Genomic DNA, 23117 nt, shown 5'->3' with positions numbered 1-23117 from the left:
CGCCGATGGCAGCCCGGAAGTGTTCGGTTTCGTGCGCCCGCCAGCGCGGCATGGCGGTGATCGTGGCGATGCTGGTGGTGGCGTTGGTGGCCGTGATCGCCACCGCGCTGCTGACCCGGCAGTCGGCGCAGCTGCGCGCGCTGCGTGGCGACCAGCTGCGCGCACAGGTGCGCATGGCCGTGGATGCCACGCTGGAGCGTGCCGCGCAGCAGCTGCGTGAGGACGTGCGGGAACAGTTGACCACGGTCAGCAACGGGCGCTGGGCGCGGCCATTGCAGCTGCAGGCGCCGTTGCCAGTGCAGCTGCAGCTGGTCGATGCACAGTCCATGTTCAACCTGCGCAACCTGCTGGCCTACGGCAAGCCGGACCCGGAAGCGCGGCGCGCGTTCATCGCGTTGTGCTCCGGGCAGGGTCTGGGGCAGGGTGCCTGTGCGTCTGCGGCGGATCACATCCAGGCGCGCCTACGCGATGGCGATGTCCAGGCGCAGGCCCCGCTGCCGCGTGAATCACTGATCGAGCAGGCCTTCGCGGGTTCCGATCCATTGGCCGTGCAGGCGTTGGCACGGCGCACCGTGGTGCTGCCTGCGCAGACCCTGGTCAACGCCAACACCAGCGATCTCAGCGTCCTGCAGGCGGTCGTACCCAGTGTCGAACCCGGGCGCCTGCAGGCGCTGCTCGGTGAGCGCGATGGTGGCCATTGGCTGCTCAACCGCGGCGACATCGCCAATCGGCTTCAACTGAGCAACGCGCAGATGGCGGTGGTACCGCTTGGCATCCATAGCGAGTGGTTCCTCGCCGTCGGCCAGGTGCAGGCCGATGGCAGTGTGGTCGACTTCCGCGCGCTGATCTGGCGCGAGTACCGCGACGACAGTGTGCGCGTGCAGCGTGTGTGGACGAGGATCGGTGCATGAGCGTGCAGCTGAGGGTGCGCCTGCCGGCGCTGGAACGCCTGCGCGCCGACAGTGCGGTTGAGTGGGCGCAGTTGCACAAGGGTGTGGAGCTGGCCAAGGGCCGCGACGCATTGGCCGTGCTGGGTCAGCGTCATCCGCAGGCAGGGGTGCTGGCCTGCCTCGACCCGCAGGATCTGATCCTGCTGGAGCTGCAGCTGCCGCCGCTGTCGGGCCGCAGGCTGCAGGCCGCGTTGCAGGGTGAAGTGGAGGCGATGCTGCTGGATGACCTGCAGGAGGTCGCGCTGGCGCATGGTGCCCAGGCGGCCGATGGCAGCGTGCCGGTGGCCTGGCTCGGGCAGCAGGCGATCATGCAGGCGCAGCATCTGCTGGCGTCGTGCGGCCTGCAGCTGCAGGCGCTGTATCCGACGCCGCTGCTGCTGCCGTGGCAGAACGGCCAGGCAACGCTGCAGGCTGACGGTGAGCATCTGCTGGTGCGCTGCGGGCGCGATCGTGGTTTTGTGCAGTGGTGCGGTGGGCGCGACACGGCGGCGGTGCTGCAGTCGCTCGCGACGCGTCTTCAGCAATCCGGGGTGCAGGCCGTGCAATGGATCGACAGCGTGCCGTCGGTGTGGCCGGAGAGTCTGCCGGCAACCGTGGTCGCGCATGAACTGCAGGCGTGCGGCCCCCTGCCAGCGTGGTCGTTGCCACTGCCGGGCCGAAGCAGGCAGGCACCGCGGTTGGCAATCGGCCTGGCAGTTGCGGCGCTGGTGCTGGCGGCGCTGGGCCTGCAGCTGCAGGTCTCGCGCTGGCGCAGCGAGGGCGAGGCGCTGCAGCAGGACATGGCGCGGCAGTTCAGCTCGCACTTTCCAGAGGTCACCGATGTGGTGGACCCGGTGCTGCAGGCGCGGCGCGCGCTGGCGGTGCCGTTGCCGGCGCCGCCGTTGCCACCGGTGCAGCGGCAGGTCGCAACGACGCTGCAGGCGATTCCGGAGTTGGGCGGCCAGGTGCGCGGCCTGCGCTATCAACCCGGCCAGCTGGAACTGGAGCTGGACGCCGATGCGCAGGCGGTAGCCGATGACGCGCAGCGGCTGGAGCAGTGGCAGCAGGCGGCGCAGGCGCAGGGCCTGCAGCTGGCGCGCGAGGCCGGTGGCCGCCTGCGCGTGAGCGGGGGCGGGCAGTGACTGCCAGGACGCTGCGCCTGGGCGAAGGTCTGGCCGGCCTGCAGCAGCGCTGGCAGCGCCTGCCGCCGCGCGACCGGCTGATGCTGTGGGTGATGGTGGTGGCGCTGCTGGCGGCGGGTCTGTGGATGTTGTGGCTGGAGCCACTGCTGAAGCAGCGCACGCACTGGCAGGCCGAACTGCCACGGCTGCAGGCGCAGGCGCGCGTACTGGCGCCGCTGCTGCGCGCCCGCGAACGCCAGCAACTGGCGCAGGGGCATCAGCCGACGCTGGCTGGGCTGCGCGGACAGATCAAGACCGCCGGCCTTGCCGACGGACTGCATATCAACGCACGCGACGGGCGCTGGCACCTGCAGGTGCAGGCGGTGCCCGCTGACGCGCTGTGGAACTGGCTGCTGCCCGTGCTGGCCGATCCGGCCATCGAACTGCAGCAGCTGCAATTGACACGCACAGGGGACGCGAACATGCCGGCGGCACGGATTTCCGGAAACATCGTGATGGCACCCACCGTGGGTGGCCGTCCATGAGGGTGATGCGCAGCCTTGCCTGCAGCACCGCGCTGGCCCTGGTGGTGGGCATGGCCCACGTTCCGGCACCGGTGCTGGCGCAGGACGCCCGCGATGAGCCGGTGCAGTTGAACCTGGTGGAGACCGATATCGGCGGTGTACTGCGCATGGCGGCGCGCTTCACCGGTCGCCAGTTTCTGGTCGACCCGCGGGTGACCGGCAAGATGACCGTGGTCTCTGATGGCCCGGTCAGCCGTGCCCAGGCCTACCAGTTGCTGCTGGGCGCACTGCGCATGCGTGGCTTTGCCGTGGTCGAGAACGGCGGTGTCAGCCGGGTGGTGCCGCAGGCCGACGCCAAGCTGCTCGGTGGCCGTGTGGGCGCCGGCGGTGCCGGCGGCGAGGTGGCCACGCGCACCTTCGCGCTGCGCTACGAGAACGCGGCCGCGCTGGTAGCAGTGCTGCGGCCGATGATCAGTCCGGACAATCCGATCACCGCCAATTCGGGCAACAACACCCTGGTGATCACCGACTACGCCGACAACCTGGAGCGCATCGCGCGGGTGATCGCCAGCGTCGATACGCCGGCCGGCATGGACACCGATGTGGTCAAGCTGCAGCAGGGCATCGCCGTCGACGTGGCGGCGATGGTCGCGCCGCTGCTGGATGCGCAGGGTGCCGAACCCACCCAGAAGGTGGTGGTGATGGCCGACCCGCGCAGCAATAGCGTGCTTCTGCGCTCCAACAGCCCCGGCCGTACCCGCCTGGCGCGGCAACTGGTGGAGAAGCTGGACAAGGCACAGGACGAGTCCGGCAATCTGCATGTGGTCTACCTGCGCAATGCCCAGGCCAACCAGCTGGCCGGTGTGCTGCGCGGTGTGGTGGCCGGGCAGAGCGATGCACCGGCAATGGGCAGCAACGAAGGCGTCACGCCGCTGCCCGGCGACGTCAACCGCGCCACGCCGGCGCAGGCATCGCAGCCACAGCAGGCCAAGACCGGCGGCAACGCGCTGGAATCACAACGGCTGGATCCGAATCGCCGTGATCCGATCGACGCCGGCAGTACCGGTTTCAGCCAGAACGGCATCTCGGTGCAGGCCGACGTGGCGACCAACACGCTGCTGATCTCGGCCCCCGAGCCCGTGTACCGCAACCTGCGGCGGGTGATCGACCAGCTTGACCAGCGCCGTGCACAGGTGCTGGTGGAAAGCCTGATCGTGGAAGTCAACCAGACCGACGCGGCCGAGCTGGGCGTGCAGTGGATGCTGGGTAATGGCCGCACCTTCGGCGGCACCCATTTCGGTGGTACCACCGGCGGCAGCGGCCTGAACACCACCGCGCGCACCACGCTGGACGTGCTGCCCAAGGATGGCCTGAAGATCGGCGTGATCGACGGCACCATCAACCTGCCCGGTGTCGGCCAGATCCTCAACATGAAGGCGCTGGCCAACGCGCTGCAGAGCAAGGGCGGTGCCAACATCCTGTCCACGCCGAACCTGATGACGTTGGACAACGAAGCGGCCAGCATCATGGTCGGCCAGACCGTACCGTTTGTCAGCGGCCGCTACGTGACCGACGGTGGTGGTGGCAGCAACAACCCGTTCCAGACCATCGTGCGCGAGGACGTGGGCCTGAAGCTGCGGGTGCGCCCGCAGATCTCCGAGGGTGGCACGGTAAAGCTGGACATCTACCAGGAAGTCAGCAGCATCGACGCGCAGAGCGCGAACAGCACGGCCGGCATCATCACCAACAAACGCGCCCTGGATACCAGCGTGCTGCTGGACGATGGCCAGATCATGGTGCTCGGTGGGCTGCTGGAGGACAGCGTCAGTCATGGCCGTGATGCGGTGCCGGGGCTGGGAAAGATCCCGGTGCTGGGCGCCTTGTTCCGCAGCGACACGCGCAAGCGCGCCAAGACCAACCTGATGGTGTTCCTGCGCCCGCACGTGGTGCGTGACCCTGCCGCCGGGCAGCGCTTGACCCGCGACCGCTACGACTACATGCGCAATGCACAGGCCGGCGCGCAGCCGGTACAGAGCTGGGCACTGCCCGCCTTGTCGGCGCCGCAGCTGCCACCGCAGGACTTGTCTGTGCTCGGCCAGGGCAATGCGCGCGATGGACAGGGCCAGCCGCTGCAGAACACCAGCCTGGCGGCGTTGTACCCGGCCGGTGAGGGCGATGCCCAGCTGGTGCAGTTCGCACAGGGGCTGGACCCGGCGCGTGCCAGCCAGGGCGTGGCGCAGGTGCGGGCACTGGGCCTGCAGGCGTATGCCGAAGCGACGCCCGGCGAGAGCGGGCAACGCCTGCGCGTGCGATTGCCACGCGATCCGGCGACGCTGGACCCGGCACTGCAGCAGCTGCGCGGACTCGGCTACACGCCGGAACTGGTGATCGGGCCGTGAGCGCCGCCGCACCGCTGCCGTACGCTTGGGTGCGCAGCCACGGCGTGATGTTGTCCGAGGCTGGCGGCGAAGCCGTGCTGCTCGGTACCACAGAGACCGCTGCCTGGGCGGTGGCCGAACTGCGCCGCCGGCATGGACCGTTGCCATTCCAGACGCTGGACACGGCAGCATGGCAGCAGCGGCTGGGTGAGCAGTACCGTGACGGTGGCGATGCCGCCGCGGTGGTCGGTGCCGCTGAAAGCGAAGTGGATCTGGACCGGCTGATGCAGGACATGCCGGAGGTCACCGATCTGCTGGATGCGCAGGACGATGCGCCGGTGATCCGCATGATCAATGCGCTGCTGGCACAGGCCGCACGTGATGGCGCCAGCGACCTGCACATCGAACCATTCGAGACCCACTCGGTGGTGCGCTACCGGGTGGACGGCACCCTGCGCGACATGGTGCAGCCACGGCGCGCATTGCATGCGGCGCTGGTGTCGCGCATCAAGATCATGGCGCACCTGGATATTGCCGAGAAGCGCCTGCCACAGGATGGGCGCATCGCGATCCGCGTGGGCGGTCGTCCGCTGGACATCCGCGTCTCCACGGTGCCGACCGGGCATGGCGAGCGCGCCGTGCTGCGACTGCTGGAGAAGGATGCCGGCCGCCTGCAGCTGCAGCGGCTGGGCATGGCCGATGACACCCTGGCCACGTTCACCGGCCTGATCCGGCAGCCGCATGGCATCGTGCTTGTCACCGGGCCGACCGGCAGCGGCAAGACCACCTCGCTGTACGCGGCGCTGGGCCAGCTCGACAGCAGCACCAGCAACATCCTCACCGTGGAAGATCCGGTGGAGTATGACTTCGCCGGCATCGGCCAGATCCAGGTAAACGCACGCATCGGCATGAGCTTCGGCACCGCGCTGCGCGCCATCCTGCGCCAGGACCCGGACACCATCATGATCGGTGAGATCCGCGACCTGGAGACCGCGCAGATTGCGGTGCAGTCATCGTTGACCGGGCATGGCGTGCTGGCCTCGCTGCACACCAACGACGCCATCTCGGCGGTGACCCGTCTGGCCGACATGGGCGTGGAGCCGTTCCTGCTGGCCTCGTCGCTGCGCGGGGTGCTGGCGCAGCGGCTGGTGCGGCGCCTGTGCACGCAGTGCCGGCGTGCCGAGGTGGATGGCGAAGGCCACACCGTGTGGCGTGCAGTTGGCTGCGCGGCCTGCGCCAACAGCGGCTATCGCGGGCGAACCGGTATCCACGAACTGTTCGTGGTCGATGACCGCGTGCGTGCACTGATCCATGAAGGGCAGGGCGAGCCTGCGCTACGCGAGGCCGCACGGCGTGCCGGCATGCGGACCTTGCGGCAGGACGGCCAGCGCTGGGTCGACAGCGGGGTGACCACGCTGGAGGAGATCCTGCGCGTTACCGGCGACGATTGAGGCCTGCATGGCACTGTTCGACTACCAGGCCGCCAACGCGCAGGGCCGCATCGAGAAGGGCCAGCTGGACGCCGACAGCCCGCGTGGCGTGCGCCAGCTGCTGCGCGGGCGTGGCTTGACCCCTGTGCAGGTAAGTCCGGCGCGCACTGCGGGCAGTGGCTGGGGCGCGCGGAGGCTTTCGGCAAGCGAGCTGGCGTGGGCCACGCGACAGCTGGCCAGCCTGCTGGCCGCCAGCCTGCCGCTGGAAGGCGCTTTGAGCGCGGTGATCGAGCAGGCCGAGCGCCCCCATGTCGCGCAGGCGCTTACTGCCGTTCGTGCCGATGTACGCGCTGGCCAGCGCCTGACTGTTGCACTGGCAGCGCGGCCACGCGATTTTCCGCCGATCTACCGGGCACTCGTGGGCGCGGGCGAAGACTCCGGTGATCTTGCGCGGGTGATGGAGCGCTTGGCCGACTACATCGAAGAGCGCAATGCGCTGCAGGCCAAAGTACTGACCGCCTTCATCTACCCGGCAGCGATCAGCCTGGTGTCGGTGGCGATCGTGATCTTCCTGCTCAGCTACGTGGTGCCGCAGGTGGTGACCGCGTTCGTGCAGGCACGGCAGACGCTGCCGATGCTGACCCAGGTGATGCTGGCGGCCAGCGCGTTCGTACGCAGCTGGGGCGTGTGGGCAGGGCTGGGAATAGGTGCGCTGGTGGTGGCATGGCGACTGGCCTTGCGTCGGCCCGAGCTGCGCCTGCGCTGGGACGCGATGCTGCTGCGGGTGCCGATGGTCGGGCGTTTCGTGCTGGGTGTGAACAGTGCGCGCTTCGCCTCGACGCTGGCGATCCTGCTGGATGCCGGTGTGCCGCTGCTGCGTGCATTGGAGGCGGCGCGGCAGACCTTGGGAAACGCGCTGCTGGCGCGCTGTGCCGATGATGTGTCCGCGCGCGTGCGCGAAGGTGCGGCGTTGGGTGCTGCGTTGAAGGTGCAGAAGGTGTATCCACCGATCCTGGTGCACCTGGTGGCCAGCGGTGAGAAGACCGGTTCGCTGGCGCCGCTGCTGGATCGCGCCGCGCAGACGATCTCGCGTGAGATTGAACGTCGTGCAATGGCACTGACCGCACTGCTGGAACCGACCATGATCCTGGTGATGGGCGGCGTGGTGCTGACGATCGTGCTGGCCGTGCTGATGCCGATCATGGAAATGAATCAATTGGTGCAGTGATGCGCATTGCGCATCACTGGGTAGCGCCGGGCCATGCCCGGCGAGCGCGCAGCGCGGCACGCATTCGATTCTCCACACAATCCTCCACACCTTTTTTCGATCTTCCACAGGTTTCTTAAGCGGCCTGTCATCGGCGCAGACCAGCATGGACACGTCGCCGCAGAGTGGGCTGGGAGGCCCTCGGCGGCAGCAGGCGTGTAGTGACCGTTCCTCCCTTGGCGTTTCCCTTCGCAGTAAACCCTTCAGGAGAAGATCATGAACAAGTACAAGACCCTGGCCGCGCTGGTTGCCACCGCGCTGCTCGCCACCGCCGGTGCCGCTTCGGCGCAGACTGCCGTCACCGGTGGCGGCGCCTCGCTGCCAGCCGACCTCTACAAGGGTTCGGCTGACAGCATCCTGCCGGCCAACTTCAGCTACGCCGTGACCGGCTCGGGTACCGGCAAGAAGGCCTTCCTGGAAAACAACTCGGCGCTGTTCTCCACCACCGGTACCGTGCACTTCGCCGGTAGCGATTCGGTGCTGAGCAGCACCGAGCTGAACACCTACAACAGCACCTACAACGTGTCCGGCGATGCCAACCGCTACGGCGCCCTGGTGCAGATCCCGTCGGTGGCCACCTCGGTCACGATTCCGTTCAACAAGGCCGGTTCGGCCGTTGACCTGTCGGTGACCCAGATCTGCGGCATCTTCTCCGGCAAGATCAACAACTGGAGCCAGCTGGCGGGCCTGGGCCGTACCGGTGCCATCCAGGTTGTCTACCGCGGCGAGAGCAGCGGCACCAGCGAACTGCTGACCCGCTTCCTGACCAGCGCCTGCCAGCCGGCTGACGTGTCGGGCACCAACCTGAAGCTGGCCAACGGCGTGCCGGCGTTCTCGGTGCAGTCGACCTTCGCCAACCTGTTCACCACCGTGCCGTCGAACTTCGTCGCTGCCCCGGCCACCGGTGGCTCCGCGCTGTACAACGCTGTCTATGCCGTTGACGGCCGCGTCGGCTACGTCGGCCCGGACGTCATCCCGAGCTTGACCGATGCCACCAAGGTCGCCAAGGTCAAGAGCTTCTCGCCGGATGAAGTGAGCGTGCAGGCGACTCTGGAGACCGCTGCTCCGCCGACCGGCGCTGCTGCTGAGAACCCCGCCAACTGGGTGCCGGTGTTCGGCAACCCGAGCGCGGGCTATCCGATCGCTGGCTACACCAACTTCGTGTTCGGCCAGTGCTACAAGAACGCCACCGTGGGCGCCAATGTGCGCGGCTTCCTGACCCGCCATTACGGCAGCACCGTGGTCAACGGTGTGGAGCAGGGCCCGAACGACGACGCCATCCGCGCGCACAAGTTCATCCCGCTGACCAAGGCCTGGCGTGATGCGGTCCGTGCTCGCTTCGCCACCGCCACCAACGCCGGTGCGGTTAACAATCCGAGCACCTGCTCGGGCATCGGCCGTCCGCTGTAACTGCGACATAGAAGTGTTCTCCAGGTGCGCCGGCCGTCAGGCCGGCGCACTGCGGTATGAACGACCGTATCCAGAGAAGGCAGGGAGTTGCCAATTTCATGAAGCCGCCATTGAACGCATTCTGGCTGGCCAGCTGCGCGCTGGTCGGAACTCTAGAAGCAAATGCCCAGATTCTTGTCCAGGGCGGCGGTGCGACAATGCCCGCGGCCCTGTACCAAGGGAGTCCGGACAGCATTCTTCCGACGTCGTTCAGCTATGCTCCCAGGGGCTCGGGCGTCGGCAAGCGGGCATTCCTGAGCAATGACCCATCACTGTTTTCGACGACGGGGACTGTCCACTTTGCTGGCAGCGATGCGGTACTGAGCAGCACCGAGTTGTACAGCTACAACAGCACCTTCAACCGGGCTGGTGATCCCACCCGTTATGGGGCATTGATCCAGATTCCCGTTGCGCTGGCTCCGGTGATTATTCCCTTCAACAAGCCTGGTTCAGCAATTGACCTGTCGGTCACCCGGATCTGCGGGATATTCTCCGGCAAGATCACCAACTGGTCGAGCATCGACAGCGCCCGCACCGGCACCATTCGGGTTGTCTACCGTGGCGAGAGCAGCGGCGCCACTGAATTTCTGGCCCGTTTCCTGACCAGCGCCTGCCAGCCGGCCGATGTCTCAGGCACCACGCTGAAGCTGACCAACGGCGTGCCGGCGTTTTCGGTGCAGTCGACCTTCGCCAATTTTTTCACTAGTGTTCCCGAGAACTTTGTTGCAGCTCCGGCGTCCGGTGACGCGGCGGTGTACGCCGCCATTTTTGCGACCGTCGGAACAATGGGATACACAGGTCCAGACCTGTCTCTTGATCTCTCGGATGCTACTCGAGTTGCACAGGTCAAGGGCTTCTCTCCAAAGGACGTGAGTACTCAGGCGACACTGGATAACGTGCCACCGCCGGCCGGTGCCGCTGCCGAGAACCCAGCGAACTGGGTGCCGTGGTTCGGCAACCCGAGCTCAGGATATCCAATCGTGGGTACCACCAATCTCCTGTTTGGGCAGTGCTACAAGGATGTACTGGTGGCTGCAAGAATTCGCGGCGGGCTTCTTCGAATCTATGGCAGCACCGTGGTCAACGGTGTCGAACAGGGCCCGCAGGATCCCGCCATCGTTGCGCACAGGTTCATTCCGCTGAATAAAGCCTGGCGCGATGCGGTCCGTTCCCGCTTTGTCAACGCCAGCAACGCTGGAGCATTGAACAATCCGAGCACCTGCTCGGGAATCGGCCGTCCGCTGTAACTGCAATTGCTTCTGTAGTTTCAGGAGACGCACAAGGGCGCCGGCAGCAATGCCGGCGCCTTCCGCGTATGTCCGCTGCATGACAGTGATGCGCCTGTCGCCTTCACGCCGTCGCCACCGTCTATGAGGTGCAGGGCGTGCCTCGAGCAGGCCCATCCGTACACACGCCGCCGCCGACGCGGCCCATCAGGTTGACGAGGTCCCCGATGTCGCACCCGCATTCGCCCACCGCCCGTTTCCCTGCTGCCTTGTGGCGTAGCCATCCGATGGCCTGGGCCGTCGCAGTGGCCCTGGGCAGCGTGGTGGCTCCGGCCACTCAGGCCCAACAGGCGTTCAGCCCCGGCTGGTTCGCCGAGCGCGGTGCGGCGCAGGGCGCGGCGGCACAGAGCGGGCGCATGCCCAATGGCGTGCCGATCCAGTTCCAGCTACCCGCGCAGCAGCAGGATGCGGCACGGCAGAAGCTGCAGCAGTCGATCGACAACCTTGGTACGGCCGCGCAGGCCATCGCCCTGCAGCAGCGCCTGCAGGAACAGGCACGGCAGGCGCGCCGCGAGGCGGGCTTCGTGGTCGCCGATGGCCTGGGCAAGGATGGCCTGAAGGTCGACGAGAATCCGCTGACCCGCGGCTGGATCAACGCCCGCGAGGCGATACAGTCGCAGGCCGCCGACGGGCGGGTGCTGGTCAACATTGAGCAGACAGCCGACCAAGCGATCCTGAACTGGGAAACCTTCAACATTGGTGGCAACACCACACTGAATTTCCTGCAGAACCCCGACTGGGCCGTGTTGAACCGGGTCAACGATCCCGCCGCAAGGCCCAGCCAGATCCTTGGCCAGCTGAAGGCCAATGGCACGGTGTTCGTGGCCAACCGCAACGGTGTGGTGTTCGGCAACAACAGCCAGGTCAATGTCCGCAATCTGGTGGCAGCGGCCGCACGCATCAGCGATGCGCAGTTCCGTGAGCACGGCCTGTACAGTGCCGACGCGAACACCTCGGCGCTGACCGACGCCGTGGGCAAGGTCATGGTCGAGCGCGGTGCACGCATCACCACGCACGAACCGAACACGGCCACCCGCGGCGGTGGCTATGTACTGCTGGCCGGCCACAGTGTGGAGAACGCCGGACAGATCGAGACTCGAAAAGGCCAGGCCCAGCTCGCCGCCGGTGACAGTTTCGTGATCCGCCGCGGCATGGGCACCGCCCAGAACACCGCGTCCACCACCCGAGGCAATGAGATTGCCCCGCGCTTCATCGCTGACAGTACGGCGGGCGGCGTTCGCAACAGTGGCCTGATCCAGGCGCGCGAAGGTGACATCACCCTGGCTGGACGCCGGGTCGAACAGGCTGGCGTTGCAGTCGCGTCCACCACGCTGAATCAACGCGGTACGGTACACCTGTTGAACTCGGCGTCCGATGCGGCGGGCAGTGTGACCCTGGCCTCCGGCTCGACCACTGCAGTACTGCTGGAAGACGATGGCAAGAGCACGGCGCTGGACAGCCAGCGCGACGCGCTCATCAAGGAATCCACCGAGCAGGACAAGCTGCGCGGTTCCAGCAGCAGCGGCACCTTCGACAATCTTTCGCGCCTGCAGGACCGCCGCGAGCAATCGCGCATCGAAGTCGTCTCCGGCGGCGATGTGAACTTCCAGGCCGGCGCACTGGCAGTGGCCACCGGCGGCCAGGTGATCGCCGACGCCAGCCGGCGCAGCTATCTGGATGATGGCGCGCGCGTGGACGTCTCCGGTGCGGTGGGCGTGCAGGTGGCGATGGAAAGCAACAACGTCAAGGTGAAGGTGCAGGGCAATGAGTTGCGCGATTCGCCAGACAACCGTGACAGCGGCAAGCTGATCAGCAGCGAGGTGTGGATCGACCGCCGCCAGTTGACCGAAGTCGCCGCCGGTACCGGCGGCTATGAAGGTACGCGCTGGTATGCCGGCGGCGGCCTGCTGGAAGTGGGGGGCTACCTGGACAATCAGGGGCATTCGATCAGCGAATGGGCAGCACAGGGTGGAACCGTCCAGCTGGCAGGCAAGGAAGTCGTCAGCCACGCCGGTTCGCGCATCAATCTGGCCGGTGGCAGCCTGGATGTGCAGTCCGGCGTGGTGCAGCAGAGCTGGCTGCGTGGCCGCGACGGGCAGTTGTACCGGCTTGATGATGCACCGGCCGAGATGCTGTACGACGGTCTGTACCAGGGCTATGAAGTGAAGCAGGAACGGTGGGGGGTGACCGAATCGTTCCGCAATCCGCTGGTGGCACCCACCCAGCGTTTCGACAATGGCTATACCGTGGGACGCGATGCTGGCCGTCTGCTGATCTCGGCGCCCACGGCTGTCCTGCAGGGCCAGGTGGATACGGTGGCCTTCCAGGGCCTGCAGCAGACGCGCCGCCCCGACCAGGGGCAGGACGGATACGCGCAGGCACAGACGGCGGCGGCCCGCAATGCCCAGCTCTGGCTGGGGCGTTTCGACAACAACGGCCGAAGTGCAGTGTTCGATTCGCAGATCCGCATCGGAGCGCTCCAGGCCGACACCCGGTCATGGACGTTGCAGGCGCCGATCGGGGAAACACAGCGCAATACCGTGTGGTTGGACAGTGAGGTCCTGAGCGCTCAGCGTTGGGGGCAGGTGGACCTCGCTTCTGCGGGCCGTATCGACCTGGATGGCACGCTCAGGTTGCAGGAGGGCGGTCGGCTTGGGCTCACTGCAAGCCGCGTCGGCTTCGGCGGAACGGTGCAGATTGCCGGCGGGCAGGTGGAGGCCGGCAACCTGCTTCCGGCGCTCGGCGGGCCCTCGGCCCTGCTGAGGTCCGGACGCGGCGCGGTGGATGTTGCGGCGGGCGCGCGGATCGATCTTGGCGGTGGCTGGAGCAACGCGCTTGCAGCGCCGGAGGGCGGTCCGGCACAGGCGTGGATCGACGGCGGGCAGGTGCGCTTCAACAGCAGCCACGACATCGCTGTGGGCGAGGGAGCGACGATTCTGGTCGATGCCGGCGGCGCGATCGATGCCAGTGGCAAAGGGCGCGTAGGCAAGGGCGGCAGTGTCAGCCTGCTCGCGGCCAGCACCGAGGTTGCCACCGACGGCAGCGGGCGGATCCGTATCGGCGATGGCGCACGCTTCAGCGCGCTCGGCAATGGCAGCGGCAACTTCACGTTGGCAACAGGCGGTGCGGTGTCTATCGGCGCGCCTGGCACGGATGCATCGGCGGCGTCGTTGCAACTGCAGCCAGCACTGTTCAGGAGTGGCTTCGCCGGCTATGACATCGCCGGGCACAACGGTTTGACGGTTGAAGAAGGTACCCAGCTGCCGGTGGAACGACCGGCGCTGCGCCTGGCTGAGGGCGCACAGCAGGCACTGGCCCGCGAGCAGGGCGTTCAGGCCTGGACGCCGTCGCTGTATGAGGCGGATCCGGCCAGCGGGCGTGTATCGCAGCGCGGCGGCGCGAGCCTGGCACTGCGCGCAGGGCATCCGCTGTCCACGGCCGATCTGCGCGTTGGCAAGGGCGCAAGGATCGAGGTCGATGCCGGCCAGACGATCGAACTGTTCAGCGCCGGCAACCTGGACGTGGCTGGCAGTCTGAAGGCGGCCGGCGGCCGTATCCGCCTGGACGAGGCATTCGATCCGACCGGTGTGCGTGGCGATCAACGCCGCGAACGTCGCTGGACGATTGCCGAGGGCGCCCTGCTGGACGTGAGCGGCGATAGCGTTTCCCTGCCCGACGCGCGCGGGACATTGCGCGGACAGGTGCGCAAGGGCGGAACGATCGAGATCGGGGGGGCGTTGGACTGGGAAGACCAGGACAACGTACGCCACTTGCCGCCCGATACCTTCGTGGTGGTGGAGCGCGGTGCGCGGCTGGACGCGTCCGGTGCTTCGGCGCTGCTGGACATTGATGGCAGCGGGCGCACCCGGGTGGACAGCGACGGCGGCAGCATCGTGCTGCGCGCCGGCAATGCGCTGTACCTGCAGGGCGACCTGGACGCAGCAGCGGGCGGCGACGGCGCGCGCGGTGGCACCCTCGGCGTTGCCTTCGGTGGCGGAACCTACGGCAGAACGGCAATGAACAAGGAAGTGCTGGCGCCGAGGGTGATCTCGCTGACCCAGCACGCCGCGCAGACGACCGACCTGCCTGCACGCCTTGAGTACGGCCATGCGGCACTGTCGGTGGAGCAGATCGAGGCCGGTGGTTTCGATCATCTGGCCTTGTTCGGCGATATCCGCGCCCAGGGAGATGTCACTCTGCGCATGGACCAGAGCCTGCGCCTCCAGGGCTTGAACGAGCGTTACCTCGGCTTCGTCCCGGGCAACAGCGAGGGCAACCGTCTGCAACTGGACGCGCCGTATGTCCGCCTTGCGCAGGGGCGCTGGTGGCAGCCGGCCGGGGAAGGCACGTTGCGCCCGCAGGAAGCGGGGTTCGACAGCGGCCGCCAGCATCGCCTGGACGTGAGCGCCGATCTGATTGACCTGCGCGACGTCACCTGGCTGGCGGGATTTGATCAGGTCGCGCTGCGCAGCCGCGGTGACATTCGCATGCTGGCCGCGGTCGCCAGTAGTTCACGGGAATCCACGCTTGCAAGCCCGGGTTCGATCGATATCAGCGCCGCACGCATGTATCCGGCGGCCCGGGCCAAGGGACGCATCGTGGCGGGCGTCCCCGACATCGGTCCTTCAGGCCTGCCGTTCTGGCAGAACCCCGACGCCGTACTGCGCATCCATGGCATTGCAGGCGGCGCGCAACCGGCACCGGACTCTGCGTTCGGAAGCCTGGAGCTGGTGGCAGCGACGGTGGTGCAGGGCGGCAATGTGCAGGCGCCTTGGGGCCATGTGCAGCTGGGTGGCAGGGAATTCAACGCTGATGCGGCCAGCCGCGTCGACCTGCTTGCAGGCAGCGTGACGTCGGTGAGCGGTGCCGGCCTGCAGCTGCCGTTTGGCGGTACCGTGGATGGTGTGGGCTGGCGCCGCAACGGTGCCGACTTCGATGTGCTGGGCCCCGGCTCGACCAACATCCCGATCGGTATCGACATCGTCGCCAACGCCGTCGATGGCGTGGTGGGCAGCGTGCTGGACGTGTCCGGCGGAGGCGAGCTGTCCGGCGCTGCATTCGTGGCCGGGCGCGGTGGCTCGGTGGACATCCTGCGGCATGCGCTGGCGGATGCGAACCCGCGCTACCGCTTCAGCGGCAGTGACAATGCGGTCTACGCGATCATGCCGGGACGCTCTGGCACCCAGGCGCCACAGGCGGTTGCTGATGGCAGCGCCGATCCGCGCATCGGCCAGCAGATCGTCATACCTGCGGGGGTCCCCGGCCTCCCGGCCGGAACCTACACGCTGCTGCCGGCCAGCTACGCACTGCAGAAGGGCGCATTCCGCGTCGAAGTCGGCGCCGAACGCGCCGTCGGCAGCAGGCAGGCAGTGGCGACCGGCACAGGCTCATGGCGTGTCAGCGGGCACCGGGCGCAAAGCCTGGGCGGGGCAGTGTCGCCGCTGCTCACCGATCTGGTGCTGACGCCCGCGGAAGCGGTGCGCCGCCATGCCAACTACAACGAAACGTCCTACAGCACGTTCGTACAGGGCGTGGCCGAACGGCGTGGCGAAGCGCTGCGCTGGCGGCCTACGGACGCCGGCAACCTCAACCTGGCACTGGGTGAGGGCGCCGGACGTTCGAGTGTGCCAGCGGCGATCTTCCAAGGCGTGTCGCGCTTCAACGCCGGCAGCAATGACGGACGCGGGGGCACGCTTTCGGTCAATCTGCTCACCTCCAATGACGCGATGTTGGAGATTGTCACCGAAGGCGGCAGCGCCGGCAGCGGTAGCGGCGCCACCGTCTTCGACTCGGCGCTCAATGCGTTCCGCCCGGATACGATGCTGATCGGCGGCGTGCTGCGGCGTGACGCGACGACCCATTCGCTGGAGGGCAGGGCGCAGCACATCGTGGTGCGCAACGGCGTCAACCTGACGGCGCAGGAAGTGCTGCTGTCGGCCGCGTTCGGAGGCAAGGGAATCCTGGTGGAGCAGGGCGCTTCGATCGATACCTTGACCGGGGCAAATACCTCGCGCGTGGCACAGCCCACGGCGCCCTATCTGGTGTCGGGCGGCCTGCTTGCCGTGTCCAACCAGCGCTTGACAGCGCTCACTGCGCAGGGCGGCAGTGCCGCCGGTCCGGTGGCGATCGACATCGGCGGATGCGTGGTGGACTGCAATGGCCAGACCCGGTTGCTGTCGGCAGGCAGCATCAATGTGGTCACCGACGGTGCCTTGAACATTGGTGATTCGGTGAGCTACGGCACGCGCCAGCTCGGCCTGGGCATGTCGGCGCTCAATCTCGGCAGCGCCGAGGCCATTGCGGCGGCAGCGGCGGCCGGCGCCCTGCCGGCGGGCATGACCATGAACCAGGAGGTGTTGCAGCGATTGCTGCGGGGAAACACCGCCACCGGCGCGCCGGCGCTGGAGGCCCTCAGCCTGACCGCGCGCGATGCCATCAATGTCTTCGGCAGCGTGGACCTGGACACCCGTGAGGGCGCAACCGGACGCAGCAGCCTGCGCAGCCTGGTGCTGGGCGCACCGGCCATTCACGGTTACGGCACCGCTACCGATCGCGCACGCATCTTCGCCGATACGCTGGTCTGGGACGGTACGCTGGCCGGCACCACGTTGCCCGGCGGTGAGCAGACCCAGCCGGCCGGCGAGGCGATGGTGGGCCGGCTTGGCCAAGGGCAGCTGGAAATCAATGCACGGGTGCTGGAGCTGGGGCGTGCGCCCTTTACCCGGCCCAGTTCGTCGGTGGCCGCGGATCGCCAGGTGCTCGGCTTCGCCGGCGTTACCCTGGCAGCATCGGATCGCATGTTGTTCTCCGGCAAGGGCAGTCTGGATGTCTTCCAGCGGCAGGGCGATTACGTGGCAGGCAGCGGCTGGCAGTTCAGCGGCGGCGCGCTGGATATCGTTACCCCGCTGCTGACCGGCAGTGCGGGCGCGCAGCTGGCAATCCGCAATGGCGGTACGGTGCAGGTGCGCGGTGCCGCGGCAACCGCGGGCAGCGATGCGTTGGGTGCGGAGTTGTCCATCACGGCCGAACGCGTTGTGATCGACAGCCGGGTGGCGCTGGCGTCCGGCCGGTTCGAAGCCAATGCCCGCCAGGGCGTGGCGCTTGGCAGCAATGCAGTGCTGGACATGGCGGGGCGGAAGGTCAGCCTGTTCGACGTGGACAAGTACAGTTGGGGCGGCGACGTAGCGCTGTCGAGCCGTGACGGTGACATCGTTGCCGACGCGGCGTCGCGCATCGATCTTTCCGCCCGCAACAACCGCGGCGGCCGCTTGACGGTCGCTGCGCTGGGCGCGCAGGGCGGCCGTGTGGATCTGGCAGGCACGTTGCTTGGCGGAGCCAGCGGCCGCTACGACGCCGGTGGCACTGAAGTGCCCTACGACGGCGGCGAGCTGGTAGTGCGTGCACGCCAGTTGCAGGACTTCTCCGGCCTGAACACCCGGCTTACCGCCGGTGGCATTACCGGTGGCCGGACGTTCCAGTTGAGCGAAGGCGACCTGGTGATCGGCGATGAAGTGAAGGCACGCAACGTGGATATCAGCGTCGATGGCGGCAGCCTGCTCGTCAATGGCCGCATTGATGCCAGTGGCGAACAGGTCGGCAGCATCCGCCTGTCCGCCCGCGATGTGTTGCGTATCGACGGCACATTGGACGCGCATGGCAGCGCCTTGCGCGTCGATAGTTACGGCAAGATCATCGACAGCCCGAACCGCGCGATGATCGAACTGACCTCGGCCAGTGGCAGCCTGCAGCTGGGCGCGACCTCATCGATGGACCTGCGCGCCGGCACCTCGGTGGCCACGGGTAGCAGCCCTGGCCAGAACGATGGCCGCGCACGCGGCAGCGTCAAGCTCAACGTGCCACGCGTGGGCAGCAACGACGCTGCGATTGACGTGGCCAGCGGACTCCGCATCGCCGGTGCCGCCGATCTCCAGGTCAACGCCTTCCGCAGCTATGATTCGGCGCCGTTGGCAAGCGCTCCGGACGTGCATGGCCATCGTCCGCAGGTGATCAACCAGCATTGGCTGGACACGGTTGTGGACCCGGACAACAGCCAGTGGATGAATGCCGCACTGGCCAATGCGGGATTGCAGCAGCGCACTGCCGCACTGGGCAGCTATCGCCTGCGTCCCGGCGTGCAGATCGTGGCGCGGACCAGCAGTGACAACCCGCGTGGCGATCTGGTCGTGGCCGGCGATATCGATCTGTCCGGCTACCGCTACGGACCGCAGTCGAACCGGACCGATCCAGCGCGCCGAGGCTTCGGTGAATCGGCAGCGCTGGTGCTGCGCGCCGAAGGCGATATCAACGTCTACGGCAGCATCAACGATGGATTCGCGCCGCCGCCTGCCAATCCCGATGAGGACGGCTGGGTGCTGCTGGAGGGGCGCAGTGCCGGTACGCCCAACACGGCGTTCGGTGGCGATCTGATCGTGCCCGGCGAAGGTGTACAGCTGCAGCGCGGCACCGAATTCCGTGCTGGCGCGACGCTGAACTATGCACTGCCCTTCGAGGCCGTGACCCTGCCGGCCGGAACCGTGCTGCCCGCGGAAATGCGGTTGTCGGGACCGCTGCTGCTGCCGGCCGGCACTGTGCTGGGCGCGGCAGTGACGACGGCGGGTGGCGAGGTGGTAGCGGCTGGAACCGTGCTGGCCCAGGCATTGACGTTGCAGGCGGGTGCGCGCCTGGGGGCCGGCTTCCGGCTGCGCGCGCCGGCGCCGGTGGCCGCACAGGTGTGGCCGGCCGGCGTCGCGCTGCCGATGGCGATGAAGCTGTCAGACGCGGTGGACCTGCATGCCGGCGCGATCATCCCGTCGATGACCAAGGTGGAGCTGGCCGGCGATGCGCCGGTGAAACTGCGGCCTGCCGACGCCAGCGGGCGCCAGGGACGCAACTGGGCGCTGGCGGCGATGCTGCCCGAAGGCACCACCTCGTGGGATCTGACTGCAGTGGCCGGTGCCGATACGACCGCTGCCGATCCGCGTACCCGCAGCTGGGGAAGCGACGGCAGCATCGTGCTGGCCGACAGCCACTACAGCACCATCGGGACGGTGACCAAGACGACGGAATGGAAGGGTGATCGAATCGTCAATTTGGAAGGTTCTCTGTACTGGTGGGGCGATGAGAGTCTGGCCGGAAAGTCACCTGCCGAGGTGGCCGAGATCATCGGGACCACCGAGGCGGAGATCTGTGGCGCAGGCGCCTTCTGCGGCCCGGCCCCGCGCCTGGTGGACAAGGAAGGCTCGCTGGCATGGTGGGGCGATGAATCCTGGGTCGGCCGCCCGGCTACGGAGCTGGGTGCCGAGATGGGCATGTCGGAGGAAGAGATCTGCGCGGCAATGGGCTACTGCTACGGCGGCGGTACGCTTACCGAAGTCACCACCTACGGCAAGCGCCTGGGCTCGCCGGCTTGGAGCGTGCTGCGTACCGGCAAGGGTGATCTGGCACTGCTGGCCGCGCAGGACGTGCGCATGAAGTCCGGCTTCGGCGTGTACACCGCAGGTGCGCCGACGCTGCTGGGCGATGGCAGCGACCCCCAGTTCAATCCGGTGCGTACGGCTGCGCCCTGGCACACCTCGCTGCTGGGCAGGAACCAGGTCTCGGGCAACTATGATGCGGCGCTGGCCAGTTACCGTGCGTGGTATCCCGACCATGGCGGCGATGTCAGGGTTGAAGCTGGACGCGACATCATCGGCGACGCCTGGACCGCCCGGTCCGAATCCGGTACGGCGCAGCGCGACCAGGCTGGGCATTCAAGCGCAGCCGTGGGCGGCTGGTTGTGGCGGCAGGGTACGGGCACCACCGAAGGCGTCCAGGCAACACCGACGAGCTGGTGGATCAACTTCGGCACGTACAGCACCGTGGGCGCCGAAGCGGACGCAGCTCCCCGCATGGTCGGGTTCACCGGCTTCGGCACGCTGGGAGGCGGCAATCTGTCACTGGAAGCGGGCCGCCACGCGGGCGTGCTCGACCCGATGGGCAATGCCCTGGGTCTGTTGACCGCGCCTCATTCCAGCGCGATTGTTGCTGCGGTCGGGTCGACCGGGCGCGTCAGCAATGGTGAGCTGCATCTGACCGGTGGCGGCGACCTGACCCTGCGCAGTGGCGGTGCGTTGAATCCTGGCCTGCGCGCCAGCGCGCAGCAGCCGGAGAGTTTCCTGCAGGATCTGGATCTCAATGGCGCGGTGACCAACCTGCGCGGCAGCACCCTGCTGCAGGCGGCACGCATCGGTGGCCTCAGCGCGATACAGAGCAGCTACGGAACGCTGGGCCTGATGGATCCGTTCGTGGCGGACGCCCCGGTGGCGATGGCGGGGCCCCTGCTCACTCTGGGTGATTCCACTGCCCGCCTGCAGGCCCGTGGTGACATTGTTCTCGGTGGCGCCGCAGATGCAGGGCGTGTACCGACGGCCAACTACAACGACGTGGTTCTGGGCGATGGCCAGCATGCAGCTGGCACGACGTGGTTCTCGCTCTGGACCCGAGGCACGGCACTGGACCTGTTCTCGGCAGGCGGAAATCTCGCACCCAGCCTGGCCGGAAGTCTGCATGCAACCGGTAGCAACATGTTCGCTGAAGGCATCGCGCTGCGCGAGCAATCCGTTCCCGCCAGCATCAATTACTGGCTGTATCCGTCCAGGTTCAGCGCGGTGGCAGCGAGTGGTGACATCATCAGCGCCCCGCTTCGAGGTCTCGGACCAGGGGCGACTACGGGCGATGTGATCCTGCTCGCGCCTTCGGCCAGCGGCCAGCTCGATGTTCTGGCCGGAGGCTCGATCCATGCCGCGATCAACGCCACCGGCATTGCACGTTCCGGTAGCGACGCCCGCCTGCCTGGCCCGTTTGATCCTGCATTCATGGCCCAGCGGGGCGCCAGCCTGACCCGGGTCGGCCACAATCTCTCCGACGATGGGGTGCAGGGAGCGGATCCGTCGGCGAACCTGCCCTTGTTCGCGTTCGGCCCCAATACTCCGACCACGGGTGCGCTGACGTCCCGGCCCACGTCGCCCAGCCGCTTCTATGCCGTTGCCGGTGACATCATCGGGTTGGGCAGCGGCGGGCGCAGGCAATTGAGGCGGAACATCGGCGAGGAGAGCCGGACACTGTTCGACTGGTACGAAGCGGGCTCGGCCGTACAGCTGCGCGCCGGTCGCGACGTGATCAATGCGAACGTCACAGCGCTCAACACCAGCGGTACCGATATCAGCGGGATCGGGGCGGGCCGGGACATCATCCGCAGCAACCTGACGGTGGCCGGCCCTGGCAACGTTGAAGTGAGTGCGGGCCGGCAGCTGCGCCAGGAAGAGGCCGGAAGCATCGTGAGCCTGGGTGGCGTCGTCCAGGGCGATGCCCGTCCCGGTGCCAGCATCGCAGTGACTGCCGGCAATCAGGGCATTGACTTCGATGCACTGCGCACGCGCTACCTGGACCCGGCCAACCTGGCCGATCCGGCGCAGTCGCTGGCATCGCAGCCCGGCAAGGCGGTGAAGATCTATGACAAGGAGTTGAAGCAGTGGCTGCAGCAGCGCTTCGGCCTGGCCGTCGACGGCGCCGAGGCGCTGGCTGCGTTCGACCGGTTGCCGAGCGAACAGCAACGGATATTCCTGCGCCAGGTCTACTACGCCGAACTGCGCGAAGGTGGCCGCGAGTACAACGATCGGAATGGACCACGTGTTGGTTCTTACCTGCGGGGCCGTGAGGCCATCGCCACGCTGATGCCGGACAAGGATGCAGCAGGTGCGACGATCCAACGCACCGGCGATATCCTGATGTATGGCGGCGCCGGCGTACGTACCGAAGCCGGTGGCAATATCGAGCTGATGGCACCGGGCGGACAGATCGTGGTGGGCGTGCAGGGCGTGGTGCCACCGGCCAGTGCCGGGTTGGTGACCCAGGGGCAGGGTGACATCCGGCTGTTCAGCCAGGACAGCGTGCTGCTGGGCCTGTCGCGGGTGATGACGACGTTCGGCGGTGACATCCTCGCCTGGTCGGAGCAGGGCGACATCAATGCCGGTCGCGGTTCGCAGACCACCTTGTTGTACACGCCACCGCGTCGCGTCTATGACGGCTGGGGCAATGTGATCCTGTCGCCGCAGGCTCCCGCCAGTGGCGCAGGCATCGCCACCTTGAACCCCATCGCCGAAGTGCCGCCGGGCGACGTCGACCTGATCGCGCCGCTGGGCACCATCGACGCGGGCGAAGCAGGCATACGAGTCTCGGGCAACATCAACCTGGCAGCGCTGCAGGTGCTCAACGCCGCCAACATCCAGGTGCAGGGCGAGAGCAAGGGCCTGCCGGTGTTGGCCACGGTGAACGTCAATGCGCTGGCGTCGGCCAGTGCGGCAGCGAACAGTGCCAGCCAGGCCGCACAGGACGTGATGCGCAAGAGCCAGGACGACGCACGGCGCAACCAGCCGTCAGTGATCAGCGTGCAGATTCTCGGCTTCGGCAGCGGCACCAGCAGCATTGCGCCGCCGGCGCGCGGCACGACCGCCAACAGCGGCTACGACGCCAACAGCGCCTTCCAGTTCCCGCAGGCAAGCCGCGACGAAGGCACGCAGCGCCGATAGGCATAGCACGCCCCGGTAGGTGCCGACCTTGGTCGGTACGCATTGCCCGATGCACCGCATCGGGCTGCAGCATCGGGCCAGCCGCCAGGGAACGGTGGCGGCCCCAGCCAGGACGGCACGGAGGGCAGGGAGCGGCCATCAGCGGTGAGGACCACCGACACAGCGCC

At 67.6% G+C, this 23117-nt stretch carries 9 protein-coding genes; all 9 read left to right on the top strand.

Annotation, left to right across the window (positions count from 1 at the left end; translation table 11 throughout):
- The first annotated feature begins 5 nt into the window (after positions 1-5).
- The 9 genes from gspK to AC0Z6F_RS00120 all read left to right on the top strand — a co-directional run bounded on the left by gspK (position 6) and on the right by AC0Z6F_RS00120 (position 22950).
- The gene (gspK, locus tag AC0Z6F_RS00160; protein ID WP_485616547.1) at positions 6-911 is read left to right on the top strand and encodes a type II secretion system minor pseudopilin GspK; all 906 of its coding nucleotides are present in this window, start codon (positions 6-8) and stop codon (positions 909-911) included.
- Complete coding sequence (gene gspL, locus AC0Z6F_RS00155; RefSeq protein WP_485616548.1) at positions 908-2071, top strand: type II secretion system protein GspL; 1164 nt, start codon at positions 908-910, stop codon at positions 2069-2071. Before gspK ends, gspL begins: the two co-directional genes overlap by 4 nt.
- On the top strand, positions 2068-2595 hold the full coding sequence (gene gspM, locus AC0Z6F_RS00150) for a type II secretion system protein GspM (RefSeq protein ID WP_485616549.1): 528 nt from the start codon (positions 2068-2070) through the stop codon (positions 2593-2595). The genes gspL and gspM overlap by 4 nt, the downstream gene beginning before the upstream one ends.
- Positions 2592-4973 carry a type II secretion system secretin GspD gene (gene gspD / locus AC0Z6F_RS00145; RefSeq protein ID WP_485616550.1) on the top strand — a complete coding sequence of 794 codons (2382 nt, stop codon included), beginning with the start codon at positions 2592-2594 and terminating at the stop codon, positions 4971-4973. Before gspM ends, gspD begins: the two co-directional genes overlap by 4 nt.
- Positions 4970-6403, top strand: coding sequence for a type II secretion system ATPase GspE (gene gspE, locus AC0Z6F_RS00140; protein WP_485616551.1), 1434 nt, complete (start codon positions 4970-4972; stop codon positions 6401-6403). The genes gspD and gspE overlap by 4 nt, the downstream gene beginning before the upstream one ends.
- 7 nt (positions 6404-6410) lie before the next feature.
- Positions 6411-7610, top strand: a complete 1200-nt coding sequence (gspF, locus tag AC0Z6F_RS00135; protein ID WP_485616552.1) for a type II secretion system inner membrane protein GspF — start codon at positions 6411-6413, stop codon at positions 7608-7610.
- Between the two features lie 255 nt (positions 7611-7865).
- Entirely contained in the window at positions 7866-9059 is a 1194-nt protein-coding gene (locus AC0Z6F_RS00130) for a substrate-binding domain-containing protein (protein WP_006370827.1), read from the top strand.
- A gap of 98 nt (positions 9060-9157) precedes the next feature.
- The gene (locus tag AC0Z6F_RS00125; RefSeq protein WP_485616565.1) at positions 9158-10345 is read left to right on the top strand and encodes a substrate-binding domain-containing protein; all 1188 of its coding nucleotides are present in this window, start codon (positions 9158-9160) and stop codon (positions 10343-10345) included.
- 206 nt (positions 10346-10551) lie between these two features.
- A complete protein-coding gene (locus AC0Z6F_RS00120) occupies positions 10552-22950 on the top strand; it encodes a filamentous haemagglutinin family protein (protein ID WP_485616553.1) in 12399 nt (4132 codons plus the stop codon).
- The last annotated feature ends 167 nt before the right edge of the window (positions 22951-23117 follow it).

The organism is Stenotrophomonas sp. 1L-E-5-B-C3 (assembly GCF_057292075.1).
Note: the sequence above shows the minus strand (reverse complement) of the source record. Positions and strands in the feature narration are given on the sequence as shown.